The 25,272-nt window shown below is 62.2% G+C and carries 16 protein-coding genes; 6 read left to right on the forward strand and 10 right to left on the reverse strand.

All coding sequences use genetic code 11. The features are described from left to right. Nucleotides 1-10,153, reverse strand: a 10,153-nt coding sequence (locus AC1Z3V_RS00005; RefSeq protein ID WP_483496500.1) for a hypothetical protein, incomplete at its 3' end; no start/stop codon positions are given. Between the two features lie 515 nt (nt 10,154-10,668). Between AC1Z3V_RS00005 and AC1Z3V_RS00010 the strand changes: the two genes are divergently transcribed. Continuing rightward, a complete protein-coding gene (locus AC1Z3V_RS00010; RefSeq protein ID WP_429817908.1) occupies nt 10,669-11,595 on the forward strand; it encodes a transglutaminase-like cysteine peptidase in 927 nt (308 codons plus the stop codon). 55 nt (nt 11,596-11,650) lie between these two features. Here the strand turns inward: AC1Z3V_RS00010 and AC1Z3V_RS00015 are convergent, their stop codons facing one another. The 5 genes from AC1Z3V_RS00015 to AC1Z3V_RS00035 all read right to left on the reverse strand — a co-directional run bounded on the left by AC1Z3V_RS00015 (nt 11,651) and on the right by AC1Z3V_RS00035 (nt 18,388). Beyond that, nucleotides 11,651-12,259 carry a ribbon-helix-helix domain-containing protein gene (locus AC1Z3V_RS00015; RefSeq protein WP_483496501.1) on the reverse strand — a complete coding sequence of 203 codons (609 nt, stop codon included), beginning with the start codon at nt 12,257-12,259 and terminating at the stop codon, nt 11,651-11,653. Nucleotides 12,260-12,262: 3 nt separating this feature from the next. After that, nucleotides 12,263-13,543, reverse strand: coding sequence for an HlyD family type I secretion periplasmic adaptor subunit (locus AC1Z3V_RS00020; protein ID WP_483496502.1), 1,281 nt, complete (start codon nt 13,541-13,543; stop codon nt 12,263-12,265). A gap of 61 nt (nt 13,544-13,604) precedes the next feature. Beyond that, nucleotides 13,605-15,782 (reverse strand): type I secretion system permease/ATPase, encoded by a 2,178-nt coding sequence (locus AC1Z3V_RS00025; RefSeq protein WP_483499480.1) that lies wholly within the window; start codon nt 15,780-15,782, stop codon nt 13,605-13,607. A gap of 33 nt (nt 15,783-15,815) precedes the next feature. Then, complete coding sequence (locus AC1Z3V_RS00030) at nt 15,816-17,264, reverse strand: TolC family outer membrane protein (RefSeq protein ID WP_483499481.1); 1,449 nt, start codon at nt 17,262-17,264, stop codon at nt 15,816-15,818. 362 nt (nt 17,265-17,626) lie between these two features. After that, complete coding sequence (locus AC1Z3V_RS00035) at nt 17,627-18,388, reverse strand: GGDEF domain-containing protein (RefSeq protein ID WP_483496503.1); 762 nt, start codon at nt 18,386-18,388, stop codon at nt 17,627-17,629. Between the two features lie 470 nt (nt 18,389-18,858). On the opposite strand from AC1Z3V_RS00035, the gene AC1Z3V_RS00040 reads away from it, so the two are divergent. Together AC1Z3V_RS00040 and AC1Z3V_RS00045 are read left to right on the forward strand one after the other, a co-directional pair. Further along, nucleotides 18,859-19,026: a hypothetical protein gene (locus AC1Z3V_RS00040; RefSeq protein WP_483496504.1), complete on the forward strand. Its 168-nt coding sequence runs from the start codon at nt 18,859-18,861 to the stop codon at nt 19,024-19,026. Nucleotides 19,027-19,475: 449 nt separating this feature from the next. Next, complete coding sequence (locus tag AC1Z3V_RS00045) at nt 19,476-19,682, forward strand: hypothetical protein (protein ID WP_429817898.1); 207 nt, start codon at nt 19,476-19,478, stop codon at nt 19,680-19,682. Nucleotides 19,683-19,806: 124 nt separating this feature from the next. On the opposite strand, the gene AC1Z3V_RS00050 is transcribed toward AC1Z3V_RS00045, so the two are convergent. From AC1Z3V_RS00050 to AC1Z3V_RS00060, 3 genes are all read right to left on the reverse strand, one after another. Next, on the reverse strand, nt 19,807-20,538 hold the full coding sequence (locus tag AC1Z3V_RS00050) for a GNAT family N-acetyltransferase (protein WP_483496505.1): 732 nt from the start codon (nt 20,536-20,538) through the stop codon (nt 19,807-19,809). 135 nt (nt 20,539-20,673) lie between these two features. After that, complete coding sequence (locus AC1Z3V_RS00055; protein ID WP_483496506.1) at nt 20,674-21,294, reverse strand: pentapeptide repeat-containing protein; 621 nt, start codon at nt 21,292-21,294, stop codon at nt 20,674-20,676. A gap of 167 nt (nt 21,295-21,461) precedes the next feature. Continuing rightward, on the reverse strand, nt 21,462-21,671 hold the full coding sequence (locus tag AC1Z3V_RS00060; RefSeq protein WP_429817892.1) for a dodecin: 210 nt from the start codon (nt 21,669-21,671) through the stop codon (nt 21,462-21,464). A 291-nt stretch (nt 21,672-21,962) separates the two neighbouring features. Here AC1Z3V_RS00060 and metB point away from each other — a divergent pair, with 291 nt between their 5' ends. Both metB and AC1Z3V_RS00070 read left to right on the forward strand, forming a co-directional pair. Then, nucleotides 21,963-23,120, forward strand: a complete 1,158-nt coding sequence (gene metB / locus AC1Z3V_RS00065) for a cystathionine gamma-synthase (RefSeq protein WP_483496507.1) — start codon at nt 21,963-21,965, stop codon at nt 23,118-23,120. Between the two features lie 162 nt (nt 23,121-23,282). Further along, nucleotides 23,283-23,585, forward strand: a complete 303-nt coding sequence (locus AC1Z3V_RS00070; protein ID WP_429817888.1) for a hypothetical protein — start codon at nt 23,283-23,285, stop codon at nt 23,583-23,585. A 5-nt stretch (nt 23,586-23,590) separates the two neighbouring features. Here the strand turns inward: AC1Z3V_RS00070 and AC1Z3V_RS00075 are convergent, their stop codons facing one another. Beyond that, nucleotides 23,591-24,187 (reverse strand): 5-formyltetrahydrofolate cyclo-ligase, encoded by a 597-nt coding sequence (locus AC1Z3V_RS00075; protein ID WP_483496508.1) that lies wholly within the window; start codon nt 24,185-24,187, stop codon nt 23,591-23,593. 18 nt (nt 24,188-24,205) lie between these two features. Here AC1Z3V_RS00075 and AC1Z3V_RS00080 point away from each other — a divergent pair, with 18 nt between their 5' ends. Continuing rightward, nucleotides 24,206-25,264: a LysR family transcriptional regulator gene (locus AC1Z3V_RS00080; protein ID WP_483496509.1), complete on the forward strand. Its 1,059-nt coding sequence runs from the start codon at nt 24,206-24,208 to the stop codon at nt 25,262-25,264. The last annotated feature ends 8 nt before the right edge of the window (nt 25,265-25,272 follow it).

Here is a 25,272-nt window from a genome sequence, read left to right on the forward strand (position 1 = left end):
CGTCGTTGAAGTTGACCGTCAGCGTGCCGTTGGCAACCGAGTTGTCTGCGTCCGTCACCGTATAGCCGAGGCCGACCGAGACGGTGTCCTCGCCGTTCGGACCGGCCGTGTGCAGCACGTTGTCCTTGAGCTCGACCGTATAAGCACCCGTGGCCGCATTCGTCACGGTCACCGTGAACAGAACACCGCGCGGACCCGTCGCCGTCAGAATGTTGCCGCTCCAGCTGTAGTTCACCGTCTCCTGGCCGACCGTGCCGCTCGTGCCATGCAGACCGGCAAACGAGAAGCCGTTCGCACCGGCGCCGTCCAGTCCGACGCTGCCGCCGAGCGTGCCCGAGAAGGTCGCCGCACCGGCAACCGGGGCCGGGTTGGCACCAGCAAGACCGTCATCGTCGACGTTCGCAGACGCCACACCGCCCGTCGGCTTGTTGGCATCCGCCACCGAGAAACCGAAGTTTGCCGTCGACGTGTCGCCGTCGCCATCCGTCACCGTATAGTTGCCGGTGACAGGAACAGATGCGCCGACCGTCGCAGCATCCGCCTTGAACTCGTAGCTGCCGTCCGCCTTCACCCGGATCTCGCCTGCACCGACATCGATCCACGCAGACCAGCCGCTGACCGCATCGAACGCACCGACAGCAGCCCCATTGATCTGCGTCAGCGTTGCACCATCCGCACCAGCCGCAAAGTCGAACGAACCGCTGATCGTCGTGCCTTCAGCGACTGACCCACCGGCTTCGTTCGACGCCAAAGGCGCATCGTCGTTGAAGTTGACCGTCAGCGTGCCGTTGGCAACCGAGTTGTCTGCGTCCGTCACCGTATAGCCGAGGCCGACCGAGACGGTGTCCTCGCCGTTCGGACCGGCCGTGTGCAGCACGTTGTCCTTGAGCTCGACCGTATAGGCACCCGTGGCCGCATTCGTCACGGTCACCGTGAACAGAACACCGCGCGGACCCGTCGCCGTCAGAATGTTGCCGCTCCAGCTGTAGTTCACCGTCTCCTGGCCGACCGTGCCGCTCGTGCCATGCAGACCGGCAAACGAGAAGCCGTTCGCACCGGCGCCGTCCAGTCCGACGCTGCCGCCGAGCGTGCCCGAGAAGGTCGCCGCACCGGCAACCGGGGCCGGGTTGGCACCAGCAAGACCGTCATCGTCGACGTTCGCAGACGCCACACCGCCCGTCGGCTTGTTGGCATCCGCCACCGAGAAACCGAAGTTTGCCGTCGACGTGTCGCCGTCGCCATCCGTCACCGTATAGTTGCCGGTGACAGGAACAGATGCGCCGACCGTCGCAGCATCCGCCTTGAACTCGTAGCTGCCGTCCGCCTTCACCCGGATCTCGCCTGCACCGACATCGATCCACGCAGACCAGCCGCTGACCGCATCGAACGCACCGACAGCAGCCCCATTGATCTGCGTCAGCGTTGCACCATCCGCACCAGCCGCAAAGTCGAACGAACCGCTGATCGTCGTGCCTTCAGCGACTGACCCACCGGCTTCGTTCGACGCCAAAGGCGCATCGTCGTTGAAGTTGACCGTCAGCGTGCCGTTGGCAACCGAGTTGTCTGCGTCCGTCACCGTATAGCCGAGGCCGACCGAGACGGTGTCCTCGCCGTTCGGACCGGCCGTGTGCAGCACGTTGTCCTTGAGCTCGACCGTATAGGCACCCGTGGCCGCATTCGTCACGGTCACCGTGAACAGAACACCGCGCGGACCCGTCGCCGTCAGAATGTTGCCGCTCCAGCTGTAGTTCACCGTCTCCTGGCCGACCGTGCCGCTCGTGCCATGCAGACCGGCAAACGAGAAGCCGTTCGCACCGGCGCCGTCCAGTCCGACGCTGCCGCCGAGCGTGCCCGAGAAGGTCGCCGCACCGGCAACCGGGGCCGGGTTGGCACCAGCAAGACCGTCGTCGTCGACGTTCGCAGACGCCACACCGCCCGTCGGCTTGTTGGCATCCGCCACCGAGAAACCGAAGTTTGCCGTCGACGTGTCGCCGTCGCCATCCGTCACCGTATAGTTGCCGGTGACAGGAACAGATGCGCCGACCGTCGCAGCATCCGCCTTGAACTCGTAGCTGCCGTCCGCCTTCACCCGGATCTCGCCTGCACCGACATCGATCCACGCAGACCAGCCGCTGACCGCATCGAACGCACCGACAGCAGCCCCATTGATCTGCGTCAGCGTTGCACCATCCGCACCAGCCGCAAAGTCGAACGAACCGCTGATCGTCGTGCCTTCAGCGACTGACCCACCGGCTTCGTTCGACACCAAAGGCGCATCGTCGTTGAAGTTGACCGTCAGCGTGCCGTTGGCAACCGAGTTGTCTGCGTCCGTCACCGTATAGCCGAGGCCGACCGAGACGGTGTCCTCGCCGTTCGGACCGGCCGTGTGCAGCACGTTGTCCTTGAGCTCGACCGTATAGGCACCCGTGGCCGCATTCGTCACGGTCACCGTGAACAGAACACCGCGCGGACCCGTCGCCGTCAGAATGTTGCCGCTCCAGCTGTAGTTCACCGTCTCCTGGCCGACCGTGCCGCTCGTGCCATGCAGACCGGCAAACGAGAAGCCGTTCGCACCGGCGCCGTCCAGTCCGACGCTGCCGCCGAGCGTGCCCGAGAAGGTCGCCGCACCGGCAACCGGGGCCGGGTTGGCACCAGCAAGACCGTCATCGTCGACGTTCGCAGACGCCACACCGCCCGTCGGCTTGTTGGCATCCGCCACCGAGAAACCGAAGTTTGCCGTCGACGTGTCGCCGTCGCCATCCGTCACCGTATAGTTGCCGGTGACAGGAACAGATGCGCCGACCGTCGCAGCATCCGCCTTGAACTCGTAGCTGCCGTCCGCCTTCACCCGGATCTCGCCTGCACCGACATCGATCCACGCAGACCAGCCGCTGACCGCATCGAACGCACCGACAGCAGCCCCATTGATCTGCGTCAGCGTTGCACCATCCGCACCAGCCGCAAAGTCGAACGAACCGCTGATCGTCGTGCCTTCAGCGACTGACCCACCGGCTTCGTTCGACGCCAAAGGCGCATCGTCGTTGAAGTTGACCGTCAGCGTGCCGTTGGCAACCGAGTTGTCTGCGTCCGTCACCGTATAGCCGAGGCCGACCGAGACGGTGTCCTCGCCGTTCGGACCGGCCGTGTGCAGCACGTTGTCCTTGAGCTCGACCGTATAGGCACCCGTGGCCGCATTCGTCACGGTCACCGTGAACAGAACACCGCGCGGACCCGTCGCCGTCAGAATGTTGCCGCTCCAGCTGTAGTTCACCGTCTCCTGGCCGACCGTGCCGCTCGTGCCATGCAGACCGGCAAACGAGAAGCCGTTCGCACCGGCGCCGTCCAGTCCGACGCTGCCGCCGAGCGTGCCCGAGAAGGTCGCCGCACCGGCAACCGGGGCCGGGTTGGCACCAGCAAGACCGTCATCGTCGACGTTCGCAGACGCCACACCGCCCGTCGGCTTGTTGGCATCCGCCACCGAGAAACCGAAGTTTGCCGTCGACGTGTCACCGTCGCCATCCGTCACCGTGTAATTGCCGGTGACAGGAACAGATGCGCCGACCGTCGCAGCATCCGCCTTGAACTCGTAGCTGCCGTCCGCCTTCACCCGGATCTCGCCTGCACCGACATCGATCCACGCAGACCAGCCGCTGACCGCATCGAACGCACCGACAGCAGCCCCATTGATCTGCGTCAGCGTTGCACCATCCGCACCAGCCGCAAAGTCGAACGAACCGCTGATCGTCGTGCCTTCAGCGACTGACCCACCGGCTTCGTTCGACGCCAAAGGCGCATCGTCGTTGAAGTTGACCGTCAGCGTGCCGTTGGCAACCGAGTTGTCTGCGTCCGTCACCGTATAGCCGAGGCCGACCGAGACGGTGTCCTCGCCGTTCGGACCGGCCGTGTGCAGCACGTTGTCCTTGAGCTCGACCGTATAAGCACCCGTGGCCGCATTCGTCACGGTCACCGTGAACAGAACACCGCGCGGACCCGTCGCCGTCAGAATGTTGCCGCTCCAGCTGTAGTTGACCGTCTCCTGGCCGACCGTGCCGCTCGTGCCATGCAGACCGGCAAACGAGAAGCCGTTCGCACCGGCGCCGTCCAGTCCGACGCTGCCGCCGAGCGTGCCCGAGAAGGTCGCCGCACCGGCAACCGGGGCCGGGTTGGCACCAGCAAGACCGTCGTCGTCGACGTTCGCAGACGCCACACCGCCCGTCGGCTTGTTGGCATCCGCCACCGAGAAACCGAAGTTTGCCGTCGACGTGTCACCGTCGCCATCCGTCACCGTGTAATTGCCGGTGACAGGAACAGATGCGCCGACCGTCGCAGCATCCGCCTTGAACTCGTAGCTGCCGTCCGCCTTCACCCGGATCTCGCCTGCACCGACATCGATCCACGCAGACCAGCCGCTGACCGCATCGAACGCACCGACAGCAGCCCCATTGATCTGCGTCAGCGTTGCACCATCCGCACCAGCCGCAAAGTCGAACGAACCGCTGATCGTCGTGCCTTCAGCGACTGACCCACCGGCTTCGTTCGACGCCAAAGGCGCATCGTCGTTGAAGTTGACCGTCAGCGTGCCGTTGGCAACCGAGTTGTCTGCGTCCGTCACCGTATAGCCGAGGCCGACCGAGACGGTGTCCTCGCCGTTCGGACCGGCCGTGTGCAGCACGTTGTCCTTGAGCTCGACCGTATAAGCACCCGTGGCCGCATTCGTCACGGTCACCGTGAACAGAACACCGCGCGGACCCGTCGCCGTCAGAATGTTGCCGCTCCAGCTGTAGTTCACCGTCTCCTGGCCGACCGTGCCGCTCGTGCCATGCAGACCGGCAAACGAGAAGCCGTTCGCACCGGCGCCGTCCAGTCCGACGCTGCCGCCGAGCGTGCCCGAGAAGGTCGCCGCACCGGCAACCGGGGCCGGGTTGGCACCAGCAAGACCGTCATCGTCGACGTTCGCAGACGCCACACCGCCCGTCGGCTTGTTGGCATCCGCCACCGAGAAACCGAAGTTTGCCGTCGACGTGTCGCCGTCGCCATCCGTCACCGTATAGTTGCCGGTGACAGGAACAGATGCGCCGACCGTCGCAGCATCCGCCTTGAACTCGTAGCTGCCGTCCGCCTTCACCCGGATCTCGCCTGCACCGACATCGATCCACGCAGACCAGCCGCTGACCGCATCGAACGCACCGACAGCAGCCCCATTGATCTGCGTCAGCGTTGCACCATCCGCACCAGCCGCAAAGTCGAACGAACCGCTGATCGTCGTGCCTTCAGCGACTGACCCACCGGCTTCGTTCGACGCCAAAGGCGCATCGTCGTTGAAGTTGACCGTCAGCGTGCCGTTGGCAACCGAGTTGTCTGCGTCCGTCACCGTATAGCCGAGGCCGACCGAGACGGTGTCCTCGCCGTTCGGACCGGCCGTGTGCAGCACGTTGTCCTTGAGCTCGACCGTATAGGCACCCGTGGCCGCATTCGTCACGGTCACCGTGAACAGAACACCGCGCGGACCCGTCGCCGTCAGAATGTTGCCGCTCCAGCTGTAGTTCACCGTCTCCTGGCCGACCGTGCCGCTCGTGCCATGCAGACCGGCAAACGAGAAGCCGTTCGCACCGGCGCCGTCCAGTCCGACGCTGCCGCCGAGCGTGCCCGAGAAGGTCGCCGCACCGGCAACCGGGGCCGGGTTGGCACCAGCAAGACCGTCATCGTCGACGTTCGCAGACGCCACACCGCCCGTCGGCTTGTTGGCATCCGCCACCGAGAAACCGAAGTTTGCCGTCGACGTGTCGCCGTCGCCATCCGTCACCGTATAGTTGCCGGTGACAGGAACAGATGCGCCGACCGTCGCAGCATCCGCCTTGAACTCGTAGCTGCCGTCCGCCTTCACCCGGATCTCGCCTGCACCGACATCGATCCACGCAGACCAGCCGCTGACCGCATCGAACGCACCGACAGCAGCCCCATTGATCTGCGTCAGCGTTGCACCATCCGCACCAGCCGCAAAGTCGAACGAACCGCTGATCGTCGTGCCTTCAGCGACTGACCCACCGGCTTCGTTCGACGCCAAAGGCGCATCGTCGTTGAAGTTGACCGTCAGCGTGCCGTTGGCAACCGAGTTGTCTGCGTCCGTCACCGTATAGCCGAGGCCGACCGAGACGGTGTCCTCGCCGTTCGGACCGGCCGTGTGCAGCACGTTGTCCTTGAGCTCGACCGTATAGGCACCCGTGGCCGCATTCGTCACGGTCACCGTGAACAGAACACCGCGCGGACCCGTCGCCGTCAGAATGTTGCCGCTCCAGCTGTAGTTCACCGTCTCCTGGCCGACCGTGCCGCTCGTGCCATGCAGACCGGCAAACGAGAAGCCGTTCGCACCGGCGCCGTCCAGTCCGACGCTGCCGCCGAGCGTGCCCGAGAAGGTCGCCGCACCGGCAACCGGGGCCGGGTTGGCACCAGCAAGACCGTCATCGTCGACGTTCGCAGACGCCACACCGCCCGTCGGCTTGTTGGCATCCGCCACCGAGAAACCGAAGTTTGCCGTCGACGTGTCACCGTCGCCATCCGTCACCGTGTAATTGCCGGTGACAGGAACAGATGCGCCGACCGTCGCAGCATCCGCCTTGAACTCGTAGCTGCCGTCCGCCTTCACCCGGATCTCGCCTGCACCGACATCGATCCACGCAGACCAGCCGCTGACCGCATCGAACGCACCGACAGCAGCCCCATTGATCTGCGTCAGCGTTGCACCATCCGCACCAGCCGCAAAGTCGAACGAACCGCTGATCGTCGTGCCTTCAGCGACTGACCCACCGGCTTCGTTCGACGCCAAAGGCGCATCGTCGTTGAAGTTGACCGTCAGCGTGCCGTTGGCAACCGAGTTGTCTGCGTCCGTCACCGTATAGCCGAGGCCGACCGAGACGGTGTCCTCGCCGTTCGGACCGGCCGTGTGCAGCACGTTGTCCTTGAGCTCGACCGTATAAGCACCCGTGGCCGCATTCGTCACGGTCACCGTGAACAGAACACCGCGCGGACCCGTCGCCGTCAGAATGTTGCCGCTCCAGCTGTAGTTGACCGTCTCCTGGCCGACCGTGCCGCTCGTGCCATGCAGACCGGCAAACGAGAAGCCGTTCGCACCGGCGCCGTCCAGTCCGACGCTGCCGCCGAGCGTGCCCGAGAAGGTCGCCGCACCGGCAACCGGGGCCGGGTTGGCACCAGCAAGACCGTCGTCGTCGACGTTCGCAGACGCCACACCGCCCGTCGGCTTGTTGGCATCCGCCACCGAGAAACCGAAGTTTGCCGTCGACGTGTCACCGTCGCCATCCGTCACCGTGTAATTGCCGGTGACAGGAACAGATGCGCCGACCGTCGCAGCATCCGCCTTGAACTCGTAGCTGCCGTCCGCCTTCACCCGGATCTCGCCTGCACCGACATCGATCCACGCAGACCAGCCGCTGACCGCATCGAACGCACCGACAGCAGCCCCATTGATCTGCGTCAGCGTTGCACCATCCGCACCAGCCGCAAAGTCGAACGAACCGCTGATCGTCGTGCCTTCAGCGACTGACCCACCGGCTTCGTTCGACGCCAAAGGCGCATCGTCGTTGAAGTTGACCGTCAGCGTGCCGTTGGCAACCGAGTTGTCTGCGTCCGTCACCGTATAGCCGAGGCCGACCGAGACGGTGTCCTCGCCGTTCGGACCGGCCGTGTGCAGCACGTTGTCCTTGAGCTCGACCGTATAAGCACCCGTGGCCGCATTCGTCACGGTCACCGTGAACAGAACACCGCGCGGACCCGTCGCCGTCAGAATGTTGCCGCTCCAGCTGTAGTTCACCGTCTCCTGGCCGACCGTGCCGCTCGTGCCATGCAGACCGGCAAACGAGAAGCCGTTCGCACCGGCGCCGTCCAGTCCGACGCTGCCGCCGAGCGTGCCCGAGAAGGTCGCCGCACCGGCAACCGGGGCCGGGTTGGCACCAGCAAGACCGTCATCGTCGACGTTCGCAGACGCCACACCGCCCGTCGGCTTGTTGGCATCCGCCACCGAGAAACCGAAGTTTGCCGTCGACGTGTCGCCGTCGCCATCCGTCACCGTATAGTTGCCGGTGACAGGAACAGATGCGCCGACCGTCGCAGCATCCGCCTTGAACTCGTAGCTGCCGTCCGCCTTCACCCGGATCTCGCCTGCACCGACATCGATCCACGCAGACCAGCCGCTGACCGCATCGAACGCACCGACAGCAGCCCCATTGATCTGCGTCAGCGTTGCACCATCCGCACCAGCCGCAAAGTCGAACGAACCGCTGATCGTCGTGCCTTCAGCGACTGACCCGCCGGCTTCGTTCGACGCCAAAGGCACGTCGTCGGAGACCGATACGCTCACCGTGCCCTCGGCCGTGTCGCCATCGGTATCGGAAGCGATCACCTTAACCGAACCGAGGCTCGCAAGATCGTCGGCGTTGATGCCGGGATGGCTGGCGTAGTTGTCGTTCAGCGTCGCCGTCACCGTCGCACTGTCGCCGCTGCGGACCAGATCGAGCGTCACGATCGCAACACCGCCGGCGCGGCCGACGATCTGCGTGTCGGAGACGCGGTCCCAGGTCAGCGCGCCGCTCAGGGAGCTGGTGTTGCCAAACACGATCGTGGCGATCGCGTCCGAACCGGCAACAAAGCCGATCGTGCCGGCGCTCGTCGTCGCACCCGGCGTCGAGCCGTCAGCAAGGTTCTGGTCGTCGAGCGTCAGCGACGCTGAGGCGGATGCCGGATCAACCGTCGGGCCGGCGCCATCGACGACCGTGATCGTCTGGCTGTCGCTCGTCGTGTCGCCATCGGCGTCCGTGGCCGACAGCGAGAAGCTGACATTGACGCCAGCCGGATTGTTGAGGTTGTTGGCCGCAGCAAACGACCAGCTCTTGTCGGCATTGACCGTCAGCGTGCCCTCGGCCAGCGCGAACACCACCTTCTCGCCGGCCGCAAGCGTCAGCGTCTGCGTCGTGTTGCCGACCGTCACGTTCACCGTGCCGACACCGTCAGCACCGGCCGCAAGCGTCCAGTTGCCGGCCAGCGTCTGACCTTCGACCACGTTCGACGAGGCCGGATCCGTGATGCCGATCACCGGAACGTCGTCAACGACATCGACGCGCAGCGTCGCCGCACCGGTCGCGCCATCACTGTCCGTGACGGTCAGATTGAAAATATCGCGGTCCTGTTCGATATTCGTGCCCGGACCGGAGCCGGTAACAGGGCTCGTCAGTTGATAGGTATATTGCGCGACACCGGTGAGCGGGTCGTAAGCGGTGATGGTCAGCACACCGAACAGGCCCGTTACCGATTGCCCGGCGAGACCACCGATTGCGAAAGTCTGACCGTTGATCGTCAGGCTGGCGATATCGCCGAGGCCATCCGGATCGGAAATTGTGAAGACGCCGTTGACCGAAGCACTGCCGTCGCCGGCGCGCGATCCGCTGGCGAGGCCGGCTTCGTCAACCTCACGGTGGCTCACGAAGATGCCGCTAGGATCACTGCTGCCACCGTCCGGGATGATCGATGGGTTCTCATTGGCACCAAGCGTGAAGGGAAGGAGTTCGGTCGCCTCGAGCGCCGGAAACTGCAGGGACGTCGGCGGCAGCAGGTCGATGACCGGACCAGCCTGGCCGATGTCGCCGTTGGCATCGGAGAATCCGCCGCCGCTGCTCTGGTTCGAAACGACACTGATGCTGCCGTCCGGGCCGGCTGCAACGTTGATGCCGTTCTCGCCGAACACCGCCACGAGCGTTTCGCGCGGAATTTCGGCGTCGCCGATCACGAAGGTCGGAACCTTCAATGCAGCGTTGTGAATGGTGATCGTAGAGCCGTCCGGCTGTTCCAAAACGATATCGCTACCGACGACCTTGATTTTCTCGATCGACGCGCCTGCGGGCAGGTGCACCACGTTCGAAGCATCGGCGGTGACCGTCGCCGGCATGGGCGGCGTCTGGGGCGCAGTCTCGGCACCTTTCACCGGCGCTCCGGTCGCAGGATCGACGAGCTGGGGTTCTTCCTCCGCTCCGGTCGCAGCCTGTGCCACCAGTCGATCACCCTTGCCATCCGGCGCGTTGCGGAACTCGATTGCGTCTGCCTGCGCAGCGGCGGCTTCGTTGGAAATTGCGGTGCCTTCGGTTGCCATAGAAATACCCCTCGACCTTTGCGAGCACGAAAACACCAAGCTTTTGGGATCGCAATCGGTCCGGGCGAGATTCGCGAAAAACAGCATAATATCTTATGCCAATACCCAAAATTGGTGACGTTAGTACAAATTTAGTATTTCTGGTCATCGGCTCGTAACCATCCGCCGCGTGGGCGAACGGCGACTCGATTAAGTGCCCCGAAATCGTGCTCCATGACACCGGATTTCTTCCGTTCACTCGCAGTGCAGGCTTGTCACTGAGGGAGCCATATGGGTGCCCGATCGAAACAAGCGGTCGCGATCGGCAACTGCCGCCGCATGCCGCCATCGATGGTGATATTGGTGCATCGGCGAAGTCGGGCTGTATCCGTATCAAAAGAATACATAAGTATAGAATTTGAATAAAATTTTATGTAAAACGTATTACTCCGAAACACACTAAATAATACATACAGCTTTACCGGCGTTTTTCTTTTCGTTCGTACAGTGTCCTCACGAAACCGAGAGACACGGCAATGAACAAGAAGAGCTGGAAGCGCTGCGGAAAATACCTGAAGACTTCGGTGTTCGCGATCGGCTTGGTGTCGTTATCCGCGACATCATCCGTTCAGGCGGGCCAACCCGGCATGCTCCACCCCGGCCTTTTCCAACAGATGCTGAGCATGGCAAGCCCCCTGGCAGCCGTCGCCACGGAGACGATCAACACCTGGTCGAAGCAAGCTGCCGAGGCGCTGAAGAGCCAGCAGGTGCAGAAAGTGGCAGTGACTGCACGCCCAAGCCTTGGTAGTCAGGCGCCGGCAGCATCGGAACCTTCCGCCGTGTTCCATTCGGTTGCCTTCCGTGTCTCGTCAATCCCCGTGGCGCGCAAATGGAAGACCGTTTATCCGGCAGTCGTGGCTGCGGATTTCAACCACTGCGCACAGCAGAACGGGTGTGCCGCCCGCGGCATCGTCGGCAAGGCGATCGAAAACGCCAACGGCCTCGCATTCCGCCAGAAGATCAGCGGCATCAACCGCACGGTGAACCGAATCGTACGCTACCAGCCGGACACTGAGAACTACGGTTCCAAGGACTATTGGGCGACGCCGGATGAAATTCTTGCCCGCGGCAAGGGTGACTGCGAAGACTATGCCATCCTGAAGATGGCTGCCCTGAGGGCAGCCGGCCTGCCGTCAGAGGCCATGTCGATCGTGGTCCTTCGCGATGTCCGACGCAACCTCTATCACGCGGTGCTCGCGATCACGACGAGCCAGGGCCATTTCATCCTCGACAATCTGAGCGACGAGGTGAAGCTCGATCGTGCGCTTCCGAGCTATCAGCCACTGTTTTCGGTTAGTGCCGACCGCTCCTGGATCCACGGCATCAAGACCACCGGAGACAAGGTCGCCGCTGCGGCGCCCCTCGCGGACGTAATGCCCGGCGAAGGTATCGCGGTTCGCTGAGCATCGTCTCTAACGTCGACATTTTCACTGTGCCCTGACGGCTACTCCCGCGCGCTCACGCCAGGATGAAGCCAATGATCACGTCCTGGTCGGCGAGCGGCGCCAGCGCCGCGTTGAGCTTGCCGCGCGTCACCTGCCCCTGCACGCCGATGGTAAAGCCGGCCGGTTGCGGCTCCCCGGGGGCTGTCTTCAAGCGACGGACGAGATCGACGAACTGAACGTCGAAAGAGAGCCTCAGGCCGCGCGCCGGTTGCGGTTGCTGCGAGCGCAGGACGCGGGACTGGATGAAGGAGAGAAATGCGGGATTATAGGCAATGATATGCTTGTTCCCGGTGAGCGCGAAGGCTGGCGACGGGCTGGCCCGGACCTGTCCCGCCACGACCGCGAGATTGCTGCGATCCTTGGCCGTCCTCAGTTCTTCACGCAGGTGGCGGGTCGCGACATAACGCAGTCGGGCCGTCAGGTTCCCCTCGCCTTCGAGTTCTCTTTCACAGGCCGCAACAATATCGGCAAGCCGACGCCCCTGCCGTGCTGCAAGCTCGCCAAGGCACTGCCAATAGATTTCCTCGAGCTTGATCCCGCGGCGCTGACCGCCGACGGTGACGACGCGAAACCGCAGCGCGCTCAGGTCCTCATCGGACGGTGGAGGCTGCGTTTCGTCCATTCATTAACGCTCCCGCAGGGCTTCCTCACGCGCCTTGTTGATCGGTTTCATCAGATAGGCAAGGATGGTCTTCTTGCCGGTCATGATATCGACCGATGCGATCATGCCGGGCATGATCGCATATTCGCGCCCGTCCTTCACGAGCGCGGCCGTGTCGGTTTTGACGCGCACGAGATAATAGGTCTCGCCATTGTTCTGGTCGACGAGGCTGTCGGCGCTGACGGTTTCCACGATCCCGCCGATGCCGCCATAGATCGAGAAGTCATAGGCCGAAATCTTGATTAGTGCAGGTTGGCCTGCGCGCACGAAGGCGACGTCGCGCGGTGAAAGCCTTGCCTCGACGAGCAGTGTCTCCGACGTCGGCACGACGCCGCCGATCACCGCGCCCGGCGTCACATAGGCACCGACCGTGTTGACATCCAGCGTGTTGATGATGCCATCAACAGGCGAACGAATGTCGGTATTGGCGACCCGGCTGCTCGCCCCGCGGATCGTCTCCTCGATTACCGAAAGCTGCGAGAGCGCCTCCGTCTTTTCCGCCAGGGCTTCCTGCTTGAGTTGCAGCGAGAGCTCAGTCACTTGGAGGCTCGCCTCCTTGAGCGCCGCCTCCAGCTTGCCGACCGACTCCTTCCAGAGGGCAAGCTGCCCGCGGGTGTCGGTCAGTTCCTTTTCGACTCGCAACAGTTCCGTCTGAGCGACGAGCTTGCGCTTGGCCATCGGCTCGAGCAGCCCCTGCTCCCGCTCGGTGACCTGCAGGCTCTCGGTGAGCCGGGTGATGTTGGCTTCTGCTTCGGCCAGTTCCTTCTGGCGCTGGCCTTCCCGGGCCTGCATGACCGACAGCTTGTTGTTGAAGTTGCCAGCTTTCGCCTGAAGTAGCTGTTCTTCGTTGGCGCAGATCGCCGGTGCGACCTTGGTGATGTCCTCAGGGCAATTGTATTTTGCGTCGTAAGCCCCGGTCTCCTCGAGCTCCAGGCGCGCGACTTGCGCCCGCAGTGACCGTGCCTTGGCCTCGAGCTCGCCTAGCGAGGAGCCACTGGCCGTATCGTCGAGCCGCAGGATCAGATCGCCGCGGCGAACGACCTGGCCGGGCTGCACGGCGATCTCGCGCACAATTCCGGGCTCACTCGACTGGATGATCTGCGTCTTTGAAACGGGAATGACCTTGCCTTCGCCGCGAGCAATTTCGTCAACTTCGGCTATCGCCGCCCAGGCGACAAAACAGCTGATCAGCAGGCCGATGACAAGCAGGCCCGCACGTGCGGCAAGCGGCGGTTTCTCAGTCATGCTGCCGCCCTCCCGCCACTTGCGGACCGATATTCTTTGACCGTCATGCCGAGAGCATCGATCATAGCCCGGCCCCCTCCACCGGTCCGGCAGGACCGGACCGCCTCTGCAGCTGTTCGATAACCGCAGCCTTGGGACCATCGGCAACCACTCGCCCGCGGTCGAGGACAAGCAGGCGATCGACGAGGCTCAGCATGCTGTGGCGGTGCGTGGATATCAAAAGGGTGACATCGCTGCTGAAAACGTTGGAAAGTTTGTTGATCAACTCGCGCTCGCTTGCGAGGTCCATTGCCCCGGATGGCTCGTCAAGGAACACAACCTTCGGCTTGCGCAACAACAGCCGGGCGATGGCGACCGCTTGGCGCTGCCCGCCGGAAAGTTGCGAACCACGCTCGCCCACCGGCATGTCATAGCCGCGCGGATGATGGGAGACGAAATCGTCGACGCCAGCGAGCCGTGCTGCCGCGACCACCTCTTCATCGCTGGCGGTCGGATTCGCCATCAGCAGGTTTTCCTTGATGGTACCGGAAAACAGGTCGGAATTCTGCGACACGAAGGAAACCGCCGAGCGGACCACAGAGGGATGCAACTGTCGGATATCGACACCATCGAGCAGGATCCGGCCGGCGCTGGGCGCGTAGAGACCGGCGAGAAGCCGGCCGATCGTGGTCTTGCCCGAACCGATGCGGCCGATGATGCCAACGCGTTCGCCCGCCCTTATCGTGACGTTCATACCGCTGACCACTTTGTAGTCGGTTCCCGGATAAGCGAAGTCGAGATTGGTAAAAGTAATGCTGCCGTTGCGGATCTCGCGATTGACGAAGCCAATCGTGTCGGGCCGGTCCTCCGGCTGTTCCATCACTGCATTCAGGATGCGCAGCGACAAAATCGCCTGACGCAACCGGGCCAGCGTCATCGCGATCTGTCCGAGCGGCGCGACGGCGCGGCCCGCCAGCATACTGGCCGCAATGATCGCACCGGAGGAGATCTTGCCCTCGGTAAACTGGTAGGCGCCGGCAACGACAATGCAGACGGTCACCAATTGCTGCACGAACTGTGTGGCGTGCGAGGCCCAGGAGGAGATTTCCTTGATCTGCTCGGCCGTGTTCGAAGAATGCTTGGCCAGTTCGTTCCAGCGGCGCAAAAGCTGCTTTTCCGAATGCAGAGTCTTCACCGTCTCGATGGCGCTGATGGTCTCGACCAGCAGCGCCTGACGCTGGGCAGATTCGTTCGACGCCGCAGCGACACGGTTGCCGATCTTATACTGCGCGACATAGCCGATCACGAGGCTCAAGAGAAAAGCGATTGCCGGCACAAGTGCAATCCAGCCCGCGACCGCATAGACGGCCGCGATGAAAACGAAGACGAAAAGGCTGTCGATCAGGGTGCTCAGTGTATTCGACGTGAAGAATTCGCGAACGAATTCATACTGCATCGCCCTGTTGGCATATTCGCCGGTAGAAGGCGGCCGCGAGGCCATCGTTGCATGCAGGATCTTCTCGAACAGCATGTAGGAGAGCTTCAGATCGGCCTTCCGCCCGGCAAAGTCGATCAGTGCCGCACGAACCGTCTTCAGCAGGAAGTCGAACAGGATGGCCGTGCTGATGCCAAGCGCCAGCACCCAAAGTGTCGCGATCGCCTTGTTCGGGAGGATCCGATCGTAAACGTTCATCGTGAAGAGCGGCGCGGCAAGCGCCAGCACGTTGATGAAAAAGGCCGCGATCGCCACTTGCACATAGGCCTGCCAGAAAGGCTTGACAGTGGCTGTCAGCCAATGCCGGCGGTCAATGTTGCGGGCCTCGCCAACGCCACGGCCCGTCGCCGCATTGAGATAAGTGGCCGAGAAGGATACCGCATAGGCGAGACTCCCGAGCTGGAGCTCGGAGAGCTTCATCGCCGCTTCGCCCGGAGCGGCGGCTCTGTTCGAAAGGCTCAAGGTACCGTCAGGTGCCTCTTCCAAAAGCGCCATGGCACTGCCGTCGCGAAAAACGAGCAGCAGAGGATATACGAAATCACGATTGCCGATCGCGCGCCCGGACACGGGTTCCGTTTCCAGGCCGACGCGCTCTGCAATACGCGAGACGTCCTCGGCGCTCGGCAAGCGTGCGTCGAAGGGAACATCCGAATAAAGCACGCTGTCCGACGAGGGACGGTTCAAGAAGATACAGATCTCCTTGAACGCCTCGGAAAACCCAGTCACAGACGGGCCAATCTGCACATGCCTGTCAATGCTTTGCACTACCACCGATTGTGTCCGCCCTGACGAGGACTATCATTTCTGCCGGATCGGCGCCAACAAATCGAGCGGCAAGTCGTTCGTCTGGCGCGACGGAACACGGCGATAGGTCTCCGTAGCCGGCGTCTCCGGGACATTGAACTCGTTGCGAGCATAGGCTTCGGCCTGGGCCGGGGCCTTGATCTGCATCGTCGACAAGAGCTGGCCGGTAGCCGCAAGCAGGCGGTACTCGGCAAACAGGGCGGCGTACTGCGCGGTCTTTGCGAGCACGCTGACGTTGAAACGCGAGTTCTGGGCGCCAAGCACGTCGAGCAACGAGCGCTGTCCGACCTTGAGCTGTTCGCGATAGGATTCGACGAGCTGTACGTTCATCTGAGCCTGCGCATTCAGAGTACGGGCGATTTCATACTGGCTGGTGCGGCGTTCCCAGGAGATGCGAACGGCTTCCTCGACCTCGCGATGTGCCTGGTGGAAGACCAGCCGCTGTTCGCTGGCGCGGCGCATCTGCTCCTGCTCGTTGGCGATATCGATACCGCCGCGATAGAGGTTCCACTTCGCCACGATGCGTGCCTGGGCATCCCAGGTATTGCCGGTCGAGCCGTCGATATCGTTGCCCGTGCGTACGCGCCCCTCGGCGAAAACTTCCGGAAGCATGTTCGAGCGCGCGGCTTTGACCTGCGAATCCGCAGCGCTAATGTCGGAATCGGCGGCCTTGATGCGCGGATTGTTGCCACGGGCAATACCGATTGCCGTCTCCAGCGTCTTCGGGAGGACGCCGGCAACCGACTTCGGCATGGACGGCTTCGTGAGCGGTTGGCCGACCAGGCGATTGAAGCTGATCTTTACGGTTTCGAGCGCTTCTTCAGCTTCCTGCAGGCGAGCCTTCGCCGACAATAGCCGTTCACTTGCCTGCTGGCGATCGGCGTCGGTCAAGGCCCCGCCTGAAATCAGCGAGCTGATATCCGACAGGATCGACTGGTGGACGCTGACGTTCTTGCGCGCTTCGGCAACGATCTGCTGCTGGAGGATGTATTCGAAATACTCGCGGACGATCTGGAGACCGATCGTCTCGGAGCGTTCGAGGACGCGGAAGGATGCGCTGTCAACGCGCGCCGCCTGACGCTCCAGCTCGGCGCGACGGCCACCGCCATCAAAGAGCTTCTGCGTGATGGTAACCCCGACGTCGGACGGATAGAGCGGATCGTTCTCGATGGAGCCCAGTCGACGGCTCTCATCCTCGAGATGGCGCACGCCGGTTGAAGCTTCGACATCGACGCTCGGCAGATAGAGACCGCGTGCCTGCCGCAGCTCGAACTCGATTGCCTCGCGGTTTTCGACCGACTGCCCGATTTCCGGGTTCGATTCCATCGCGATCTGAAGCGCTTCCTTCAACGTCATCGCTTCGGCCGTGCCACCCGCAAAGACGGTGGAGGTGAGCAGAATGGAAAAAAGCCCGCTCTTAAAAGTTTTCCCGACGTTCAATATTATCCCCCTCGCAATCAGTACGTCATGCTGGCTAATCCGAGCGTGCGTTACAACTGCCGAAATTTATCGATAGATAATACAGAGGTAATATAACGCGGCCACCAATTTTGGGGTGGTTCCCGAGCGTCGCAAGCTTTCGCACGGCTATGTTGCAAAAATGGAACATCCGCGCGGCAGCAAGAGAAACCGTTAACCTATTGAAATAAAATAAATCATGCGCAGACGGACAAGGTCGTGAGGCGCCTCGTTCAACTGCAACGCCGCCGACAGCTCAACGTCAGCGCGAACTCATTCCTGCAACCTCATCCACTGCGAGCGAAGAGCAGATCTCTTCCCGCGCACACGCGATGGAATCAAGTATATCAGGCCGAAGGCAGCCGGACGAAATCGACGCTTTGGGTTCCTTCGCCGGCAACCATCACCGTCTCGGATGCTGCGGCACGGCGCAACCGTTCGAGATCGACGCTACCGTCGAACAAAGCGCCGCCGACGCTCAGCGCCAGATCGACCTTGCTGCCGTCGGCTGAGAAGTGCGCCGAAGCCAACGCCTTTGTCAGGCGCATGGAAACTTGTTCGGCGTCTGATTCGGTCGCGCCGATCAGGAGCACGTCAAAGCTTGCCGGGCCGGTTCGAGCGACGATGTCATCGCGCCGCACCGAGGTGCTGATGGTGGAGGCGACGAATTGGAGCAGTTCCTCGCTCCAGGCCGGACCGAAAGCGGCACCGACGTCATCGAGGTTGTTGATTCTGAGGTGGATGAGCGCGCCGTGAAGCTCTTCGCCGGCGCGTTGCCGGCGGCGCTCGAGACCGTTGACCTGCTGCACCAGCCCGCGGCCGGTTACGCAGCCGGTCGTGGCATCGTGGGCGACGACATGGTTGATCTGGTTGCGCAGGCGCTGGGCCCGGCGAAACTGCGTCGCTGCGAGCACGATCAGCGGCACGCCCATCAGCAGCGAGATCAACGCGGCTCCGACCATGGCGGCGGCATAGGGCCGATCGACGAGAGCGACCAGGCTCAGATAGACCAAAACCTGCGCGAGTACGGCGAAGCCAACAATGCCGCCGATGACATATCGCGCGATTCGCCAGTCCCTTTGCCCGTTGAACTGTACTTCTCTTCGCATGCGCCGCTCCCGATTCACCAATGTCGATCGGTCTAGCGCGAGTCTATGGATATTCCATTTCCATAGTACCTACAACTTTATGCAGTGCGCAGGCTTTCCAAGAAAAATGCTCCAAAACGGGATATCCGGCTCGCCGACAGCAATTGCCGGCGCCTCCCGCGGTGCATGAACAGGCCCTGAAACGCTCCTGGCCAAACGAGACCGATTCGACACAGGCTGCCAGCCTATCGACCGGGATCGCGCACGGCAACGCTGTCGGAAGCGGTCGCAGGCGCCCATCGATTCGCATCATTCTCGGCATGCAGTCGCGGTTGGCGACCTTTGCGCGTCTGACACGCGGCGCGGCGCTATAGACGAGGTCCATGCGTGCGTTCGGTTGCAGCAGGGTTGGAACTCTCCCCGTCTTTCAGCGTTCCTATTTTCTCCGGGCGCCATCGCCCGGTTGTCGAGCGCCACGAAAGGATCGGACGATGTACGACAGGGAGCGTTGGCCAGAACAAAGGGCATCAACCGGGCTGCCGGTCGGCATCATGCTTTTTTCAGCATTAGCCATAACCGCCTATCTCGCCGTCGGGGGCGCCTTCTCGGACGGTAGCGATCAGGTTGTCGTGTACATCCCCCAGGCGATTGGAAAGTAATCCTCGCGGCCCGGCAACGCACGGTAGCTTTGTCCGCGAGCAGCGCGTTGCGGCGTGAAGACGGGGCGGCTCCTCCTCCGTCCCGTAGTTCACGACAGGCTCGAAATATTCCTACAAGCAATGCCATGAGTGACCGGCAATGAATCCGGCGAGCATTACGGGGGATACCGCCCATCCGGTGGCCACTCACGCGCTATCAACGTGACAGCGGCAGCCGTCGAAGGCAATGAATCAAAAGGGTGGCGAACTACTCAATTTGGGCTAGGCGGAAAGCAAGGGGAACAGCCCTGGCAGCTGGGCGACTGCGCAGCCACGGACACTCGGCGCTCGAAAGGATGGTTCGATGAGAAGGCATCCAATGGCAGGCAGGGGTTTTCAAATTCATTCTCAGCGTGCGGCTCCCGTTAAATCGGCTATAAGCGGCACGCTCGAACCAATCAGGAGGAATTATGGAAACCGTCGAGATCAATGGCCGCAGTGACTTTGCGCTCTGGGCAATCCAGCGTGCCCAGGAAATCGTCACGGTCGAGGGCGCGGCCTTTGCGATGGCGGCTCGCGACATGAACGAGGAGATGCTCGCCGAAACGGCGGCTGCGCTCGGCCAAGCCATCAGCGATGCCATGCTTGAGATTTTTGACGGTCTTACCGCGGAGTGATCTGATCTTCGGGTCGCGCCCCAAACCTCAATAGACGCAGGGCACCAACATCCAGAGTGGCCTGGTGAGTTGCGATCGATCATGCTTGCGCGGGGTGCCGGCCTTCGCGTGCGGCCAGTCCTCTTTACGGTATCCGTAGGCTTGTCCCACGGTGCGGGAGGTCGAGGCGGGCTGCTACGCGTTGTGACGAGACATTATCGAGGGTTGTACTGTAAAAGAGCGTGCGCGAGCGAAGCGCAGGAATTCGCGACCAGCCCGCAGTCACCGCCGCAGCGAGGCCCTGCCCTCTGAAAGTTTCCACGGTTACGACGCCCAATTCGGCACCGTCGTCGGCGAGCCGCGCAGCGAAGGCGATGGATGCGACTTCGCCGTCGATGACCGCGACACACCAGGGCGCCCATAGGTCGGCCAGAGTCTGGAAGCCAAGCTCAACCAGGCCAGCGGGCATGCCTGCTCCCGCCCAGGACCGCACCAGAGCGTGACCGTCGCTGGTGTCGCTGGTTATGAGACGAACCCCGCTCGGATAGGGATGTGCGTGTGGAAGTTCGTAGATTAGGCCAAGATGGTAGGCAGCGGCGCCATCGCCACCGAGCAATGACAGGTAGCGGTCAAGATGCTGCGGTATCGCGGGGTGTACGAGTGGCGGTTCCGCGAAAGCGAGATCTTCAAGCCTTGCCGCCAAGTCATCCGGCAGATCGGCACGAAGTCCAAAGACATTGCCCTCCGGGCAGCCTGCGAGCCAGAACCGGGGTCCTTCGCTTTCGTCCGGGTCGTTCTCGCGTGCTATTCTCCCGTCGGGACGCAGTCGAAATAAGGTGCGGTAATCGGTTCTGAGGCAGTGGCTATCAGTGATCATTCGGCGCGGGCTCTAAAGTTTTGGCGCATGATTAGCTGTTCGCAACGCCCATTCAAGGGCGGGTATGTTGACGGGCGCGGCTGATTTTTCTCGGTGGCCGTGGAAGCCCGTCAATGTATCCACTTTTGGGACGATTCATTTCCGCCGTACGTCGAGGCCCAGCGCCTCGGCGATGGTGATGGTCTGGTCGATCGTGATGATCGCATCCTTGAGTCGGGCGTTTTCCGGTTCGATTGCACTGAGGTCGCTGCCCCTGAGGTCACAGGCAGTGAAATCTACGCCGTGCAGCCAGGCGCCGGAGAGGTCGACGTCCCTTAGCGAACCGCCCTTGCAGGAGGCGCCGGTAAGGTCTGCTTCCCGCAAGCGGGTTTCCTTGAAAGATGCGCGGCCGAGAGCGGCGCCGGGCAAGCCGACGAAGGACCAATCGCCGCCTGCGACCCGCATCTGGTCGAAGTCGCAGGCGTCGAACATGCTGCCGACGAACTTGCACTCGGTGAAACGGCTGTCGAAGAATTTGCAGGACACGAAGGTGCAATTCACGAAAGCACCCGCCTGATGCGACGAGGCATTGAACCGCGCGCGCCGAAAGGTGCATTCGTGGAAGACGACGCCAACGGTCTGAGCCTCGGTCAGATCGAGATCGACGAACAAGGTGTTCTGATGACGCTCGCGATCGATCTGCCGGCCATACCAGTCGGCGCCGGCAATCTTGATATCTGTCTTCGGCGGCGCCTCGCCATATCGTCGTTCAGCCATCATCATCCATCCGCTGCGCCCGGCTTGTGCAGCGAACGCCTGCTGTTTCGTCGCCTGCGCCGACGCTTAGGGAATCCGAGAACGATCTCGCTTCACGCAAGCGCCAATAATCTATTCGCTTATAGGGTGGTTTGGCGAAAGGGCCGGAGATCGCCCCCCGTCGCGCGTCAGTCGTCAATCCGGAACCCGACCTTCATGACCACCTGGTAGTGCGCCACTTCGCCATCCTTGATGTGGCCCCGGATCTGTTCGACCTCGAACCATTCGAGATTTCTCATGGTTTTCGAAGCCCGCGCGATCGCCGTTTCGATCGCCTCGGTGACGGAAGACTTCGAACTGCCGACAAGTTCTACTTTCTTGTAGACATGGTCACTCATGACACCCTCCCGGTTGCCTCTGGAAACTACCACCAAGCCTACAACCAAATCACGAAAACATCACCTCCGCCGCGAGAATTGAGTTCCTTTCAGCATCGGACCCGCCGGCTTGCGTTGGGCGGTTGTCAATCGCCGATCAGCGGCGATGCATTCTGCCCTCCCTATAACTTTTGCTGATCTGTTTATCGCTTGACGTTCACGGATTGTGAGAATGATATCGCCATATCATTTTCATATTCGGAATTATTCCGGATGTTTCTATTTGCGACGACGTCAGATCAGGAGACACAGATGGATACAAGCTCAAGGGACGAGCGCACGATCGCAGCGGTCAATGGCATCGCAACCGACAGTGCGTTCGGCGCCGTGACGCCGCCGATCTACCTGTCGAGCAACTACGCATTTCCGGCATTGGAGAAACCGGGGGCATTCGAGTATTCCCGCACGTCCAATCCGACGCGGAGCCTGTTGTCGGAAACGCTCGCCTTGCTTGAGGGCGGAGCCGGCGCGGTGGTGACGTCGTCGGGAATGGCGGCCGTCAACCTGCTTCTCGACCAGTTGAACCCTGGACAAAGGATCGTTGCTCCCCATGATTGCTACGGCGGCGTCTACCGCCTGCTGGTCTTGAGGCAGGCCAAGGGTCATTTCGATGTGCAGTTTGTCGATCAGTCCGATTTTGCATCCGTGGCGGCAGCCTGCTCACCAGCGGCTGCGCTGGTGCTGATAGAGACGCCGAGCAATCCGCTGATGCGGGTAACCGACATCAGGGCGATTGCCGACATCGCCCACGCCGCGGGTGCCAAGGTTGCGGTCGACAACACGTTTCTGTCACCGGCCCTCCAGCGCCCGATAGCGCATCGTGCCGACTTCGTCGTCCATTCCACCACCAAATATCTGAACGGCCACTCCGATGTGGTCGGTGGCGTCGTGGTTGCAGCCAAGGCGGTCGACGTCGAACCGTTGCGAGACTGGGCAAATCTGACAGGGGTGACCGGTTCGCCCTTCGATTCCTATCTCACGCTGCGGGGCATTCGCAGCTTGTTCGCGCGCATCGAACGGCAACAGATCACCGCAATGGCGCTCGCAGAGTTTCTGGAAGGACAGCCGCAGGTCCGCGCAGTTCACTACCCGGGTCTTTCCTCCCATTCGGGGCACGGGTTGGCTCGCAAGCAACAATTGGGCTTCGGTGCCATGCTGAGCTTCGAACTCCAGGGTGGCCTGGAGGCGGTGCGGCGCTTCGTGTCCAACATCAAGCTCATCACCCTGGCGGAGTCGCTCGGCGGGGTTGAGAGCCTTATCGCCCACCCTGCGACGATGACGCACGCATCGATGGGCACCGACGCACGTCGGGCTGCGGGCATCGGCGATGGATTGCTTCGCATGTCCGTGGGCCTCGAAGGCGAGCGTGACCTGAAAGCCGATCTTGCCCAGGCTTTCGCCAGAACTTGATATTGCACAAGGAACGGGCATTTGCCTGGCGCAAGCTGGTTTCTCCCTCCGATCGGGCGCGCAAACGCGGAAAATACGGCACCGTTTCAGATGGCCCAACTCTTGCTTCACACCATCTGAAACATCCAGCCAAGGGATTGTCGGATGATGTGGAGTGGGTTGTTGCTGTCGTTGCTGCTGAGTGTTTCGATGGCTTTCAGTCTGACGGAACTCAGTTTCGTGCGGAATGACAGTGGCCCGCAGGCGCGCGGCGATGCGGTGCGGGCGACGCTTGCAATGTCAGCCGGTTTGACCGCCTTGGGGCTGGCCTTCAGTCATCAGGGGCCGTCATTGGGTGTGATGGCGGTCGTTACTGGCATAGGGCTTTCGTGGCTCGCGGCACGGTTCGCCTCACGGACAGTTGCTCTCGCCATAGCCGTCCTTTCGCTCGGCTTCTATCTGCAGTTGGCGAACTCGCATCATTAAACCCCTTAGCCAAGGGGTGGTGAGGGTGCTCGCTCTTCGGTCACGATGGCATCCATCGCGATGTCGTGCCATTGCGGTCTTATGCTCTCCATCCTTTGCTGCTCGAACCCAACGCCGATCACGAACGGCTTCGGTCGCAGGACGGCGAGCGTGCGGTCGTAATAGCCGCCGCCGTAGCCCAAGCGATAGCCGCTCTCATCGAAACCGACGACCGGTGCGATAACGATGGTCGGTTGAACTTCCCTCCCCTTTGCCGGAATTGGGATCCCCCAAACGCCTCGCTCGAGGTCCTCCCCAGCGCGCCAGGATCGAAAGCCGAGAGGTTTCGCCCTGGCGAGTACCACCGGAAGCGCACAGTCTGCCCCTCGGGCAATGAGCGTGTGCATCCAACCGCGTAGATCCGGCTCGCCGCGGAACGGCCAATACAATGAAACCGTTTCGCCACGAACGTCGGACAGAAGCTTGTCGAGCGCGGTGACAATGGCATCTGTCTTTGCCGACCGTTCTCTCGCGGGAATGCCCTGCCGTGCGGGTATCAGCCTTTTTCGCTCTTGCTCGCGCCATTCGGCAGTCGTGATGGTCCCCGGAAGATCGAGGCCCATATAGGCTGGATCTACCTCATGCATCAGGCATGGCGGCGACGAAAAGCGCGGCGGAATATCGTCCTCTTCAGGCATGCTCATAGTCGATTGCCTTTCTCCGTTTCCGGGAATGTTTCGAACGCAGTTTCACGAGATCACCTTGATTATCGTTTCCCGTTCGAGAACAATAAAGCAGCTTCATTCCCTTCGCAGATAAAAATGGACTTCACGACTCTCGAGATTTTCCTTCTGGTGGCCGAACGCACCAGCGTAACCCGCGCCGCCATGGAGATCGGCCGCGCGCCATCCAACGTGACCAATCGTATTCGGGCACTCGAGGAGGAGCTGGGCGTCAGCCTGTTCAATCGCGACGGCAAGAAGATGACGCTGACGCGCGAGGGCCGACTTTTTCGTTCCTATGCCGCCCGATTGGTCGCGCTTGGTGACGAAGCGCGCAACGCGCTCAAACCGTCGTTGATGCCAGACGTCTTGCGGCTGGGCAGCATGGAGAGTACCGCCGCCAGCCGCTTACCGCCGGTTCTGCAGTCGATTACCCGGGCGCACCCGAATTTGGCGCTGAGGCTCACGATGGGCTCGACGGAGGAACTGACCCGCGCCGTGCTTGCCGAAGAAATCGACTGCGCCCTGATCGCGCGTTTGCCAGGCGATATCGCCATCTCGCGACCTGATCTGCTGGATGAACTCGACGGCGATCCGATCTATCGCGAAGACGTATTGATCGTCTTGCCCGCATCCCATCCGCCAATCAAGACCGCCCTCGACGTGCGCGTCACCTGGTTGGCTGCGTTGGAACCGGGATGCACGTACCGCCGTGTTGCGGAACAGTGGGCGCGTCCGTCCGCGACGATCGCGACCAAGGAGGTTTCCTCCTACCACGCGATGTTGGCGAGCGTTGCGGCGGGTGACGCGATCGGTGTAGTACCACGCTCCGTATTCGAGCTCATGGACTGGCCCGGCGACGCTCAAACCCATTCTTTGCGAGAAATTCAGACACTGCTCGTCTATCGCAAGGGGGCCTGCTCCCCCGCGATTGAAATCCTGCGTCGCGAATTGCTCGACGACGTTGGCGTCCACTGAAAAATAGA

The sequence above is a fragment of the Ensifer sp. 38_S197 genome, assembly GCF_056924495.1.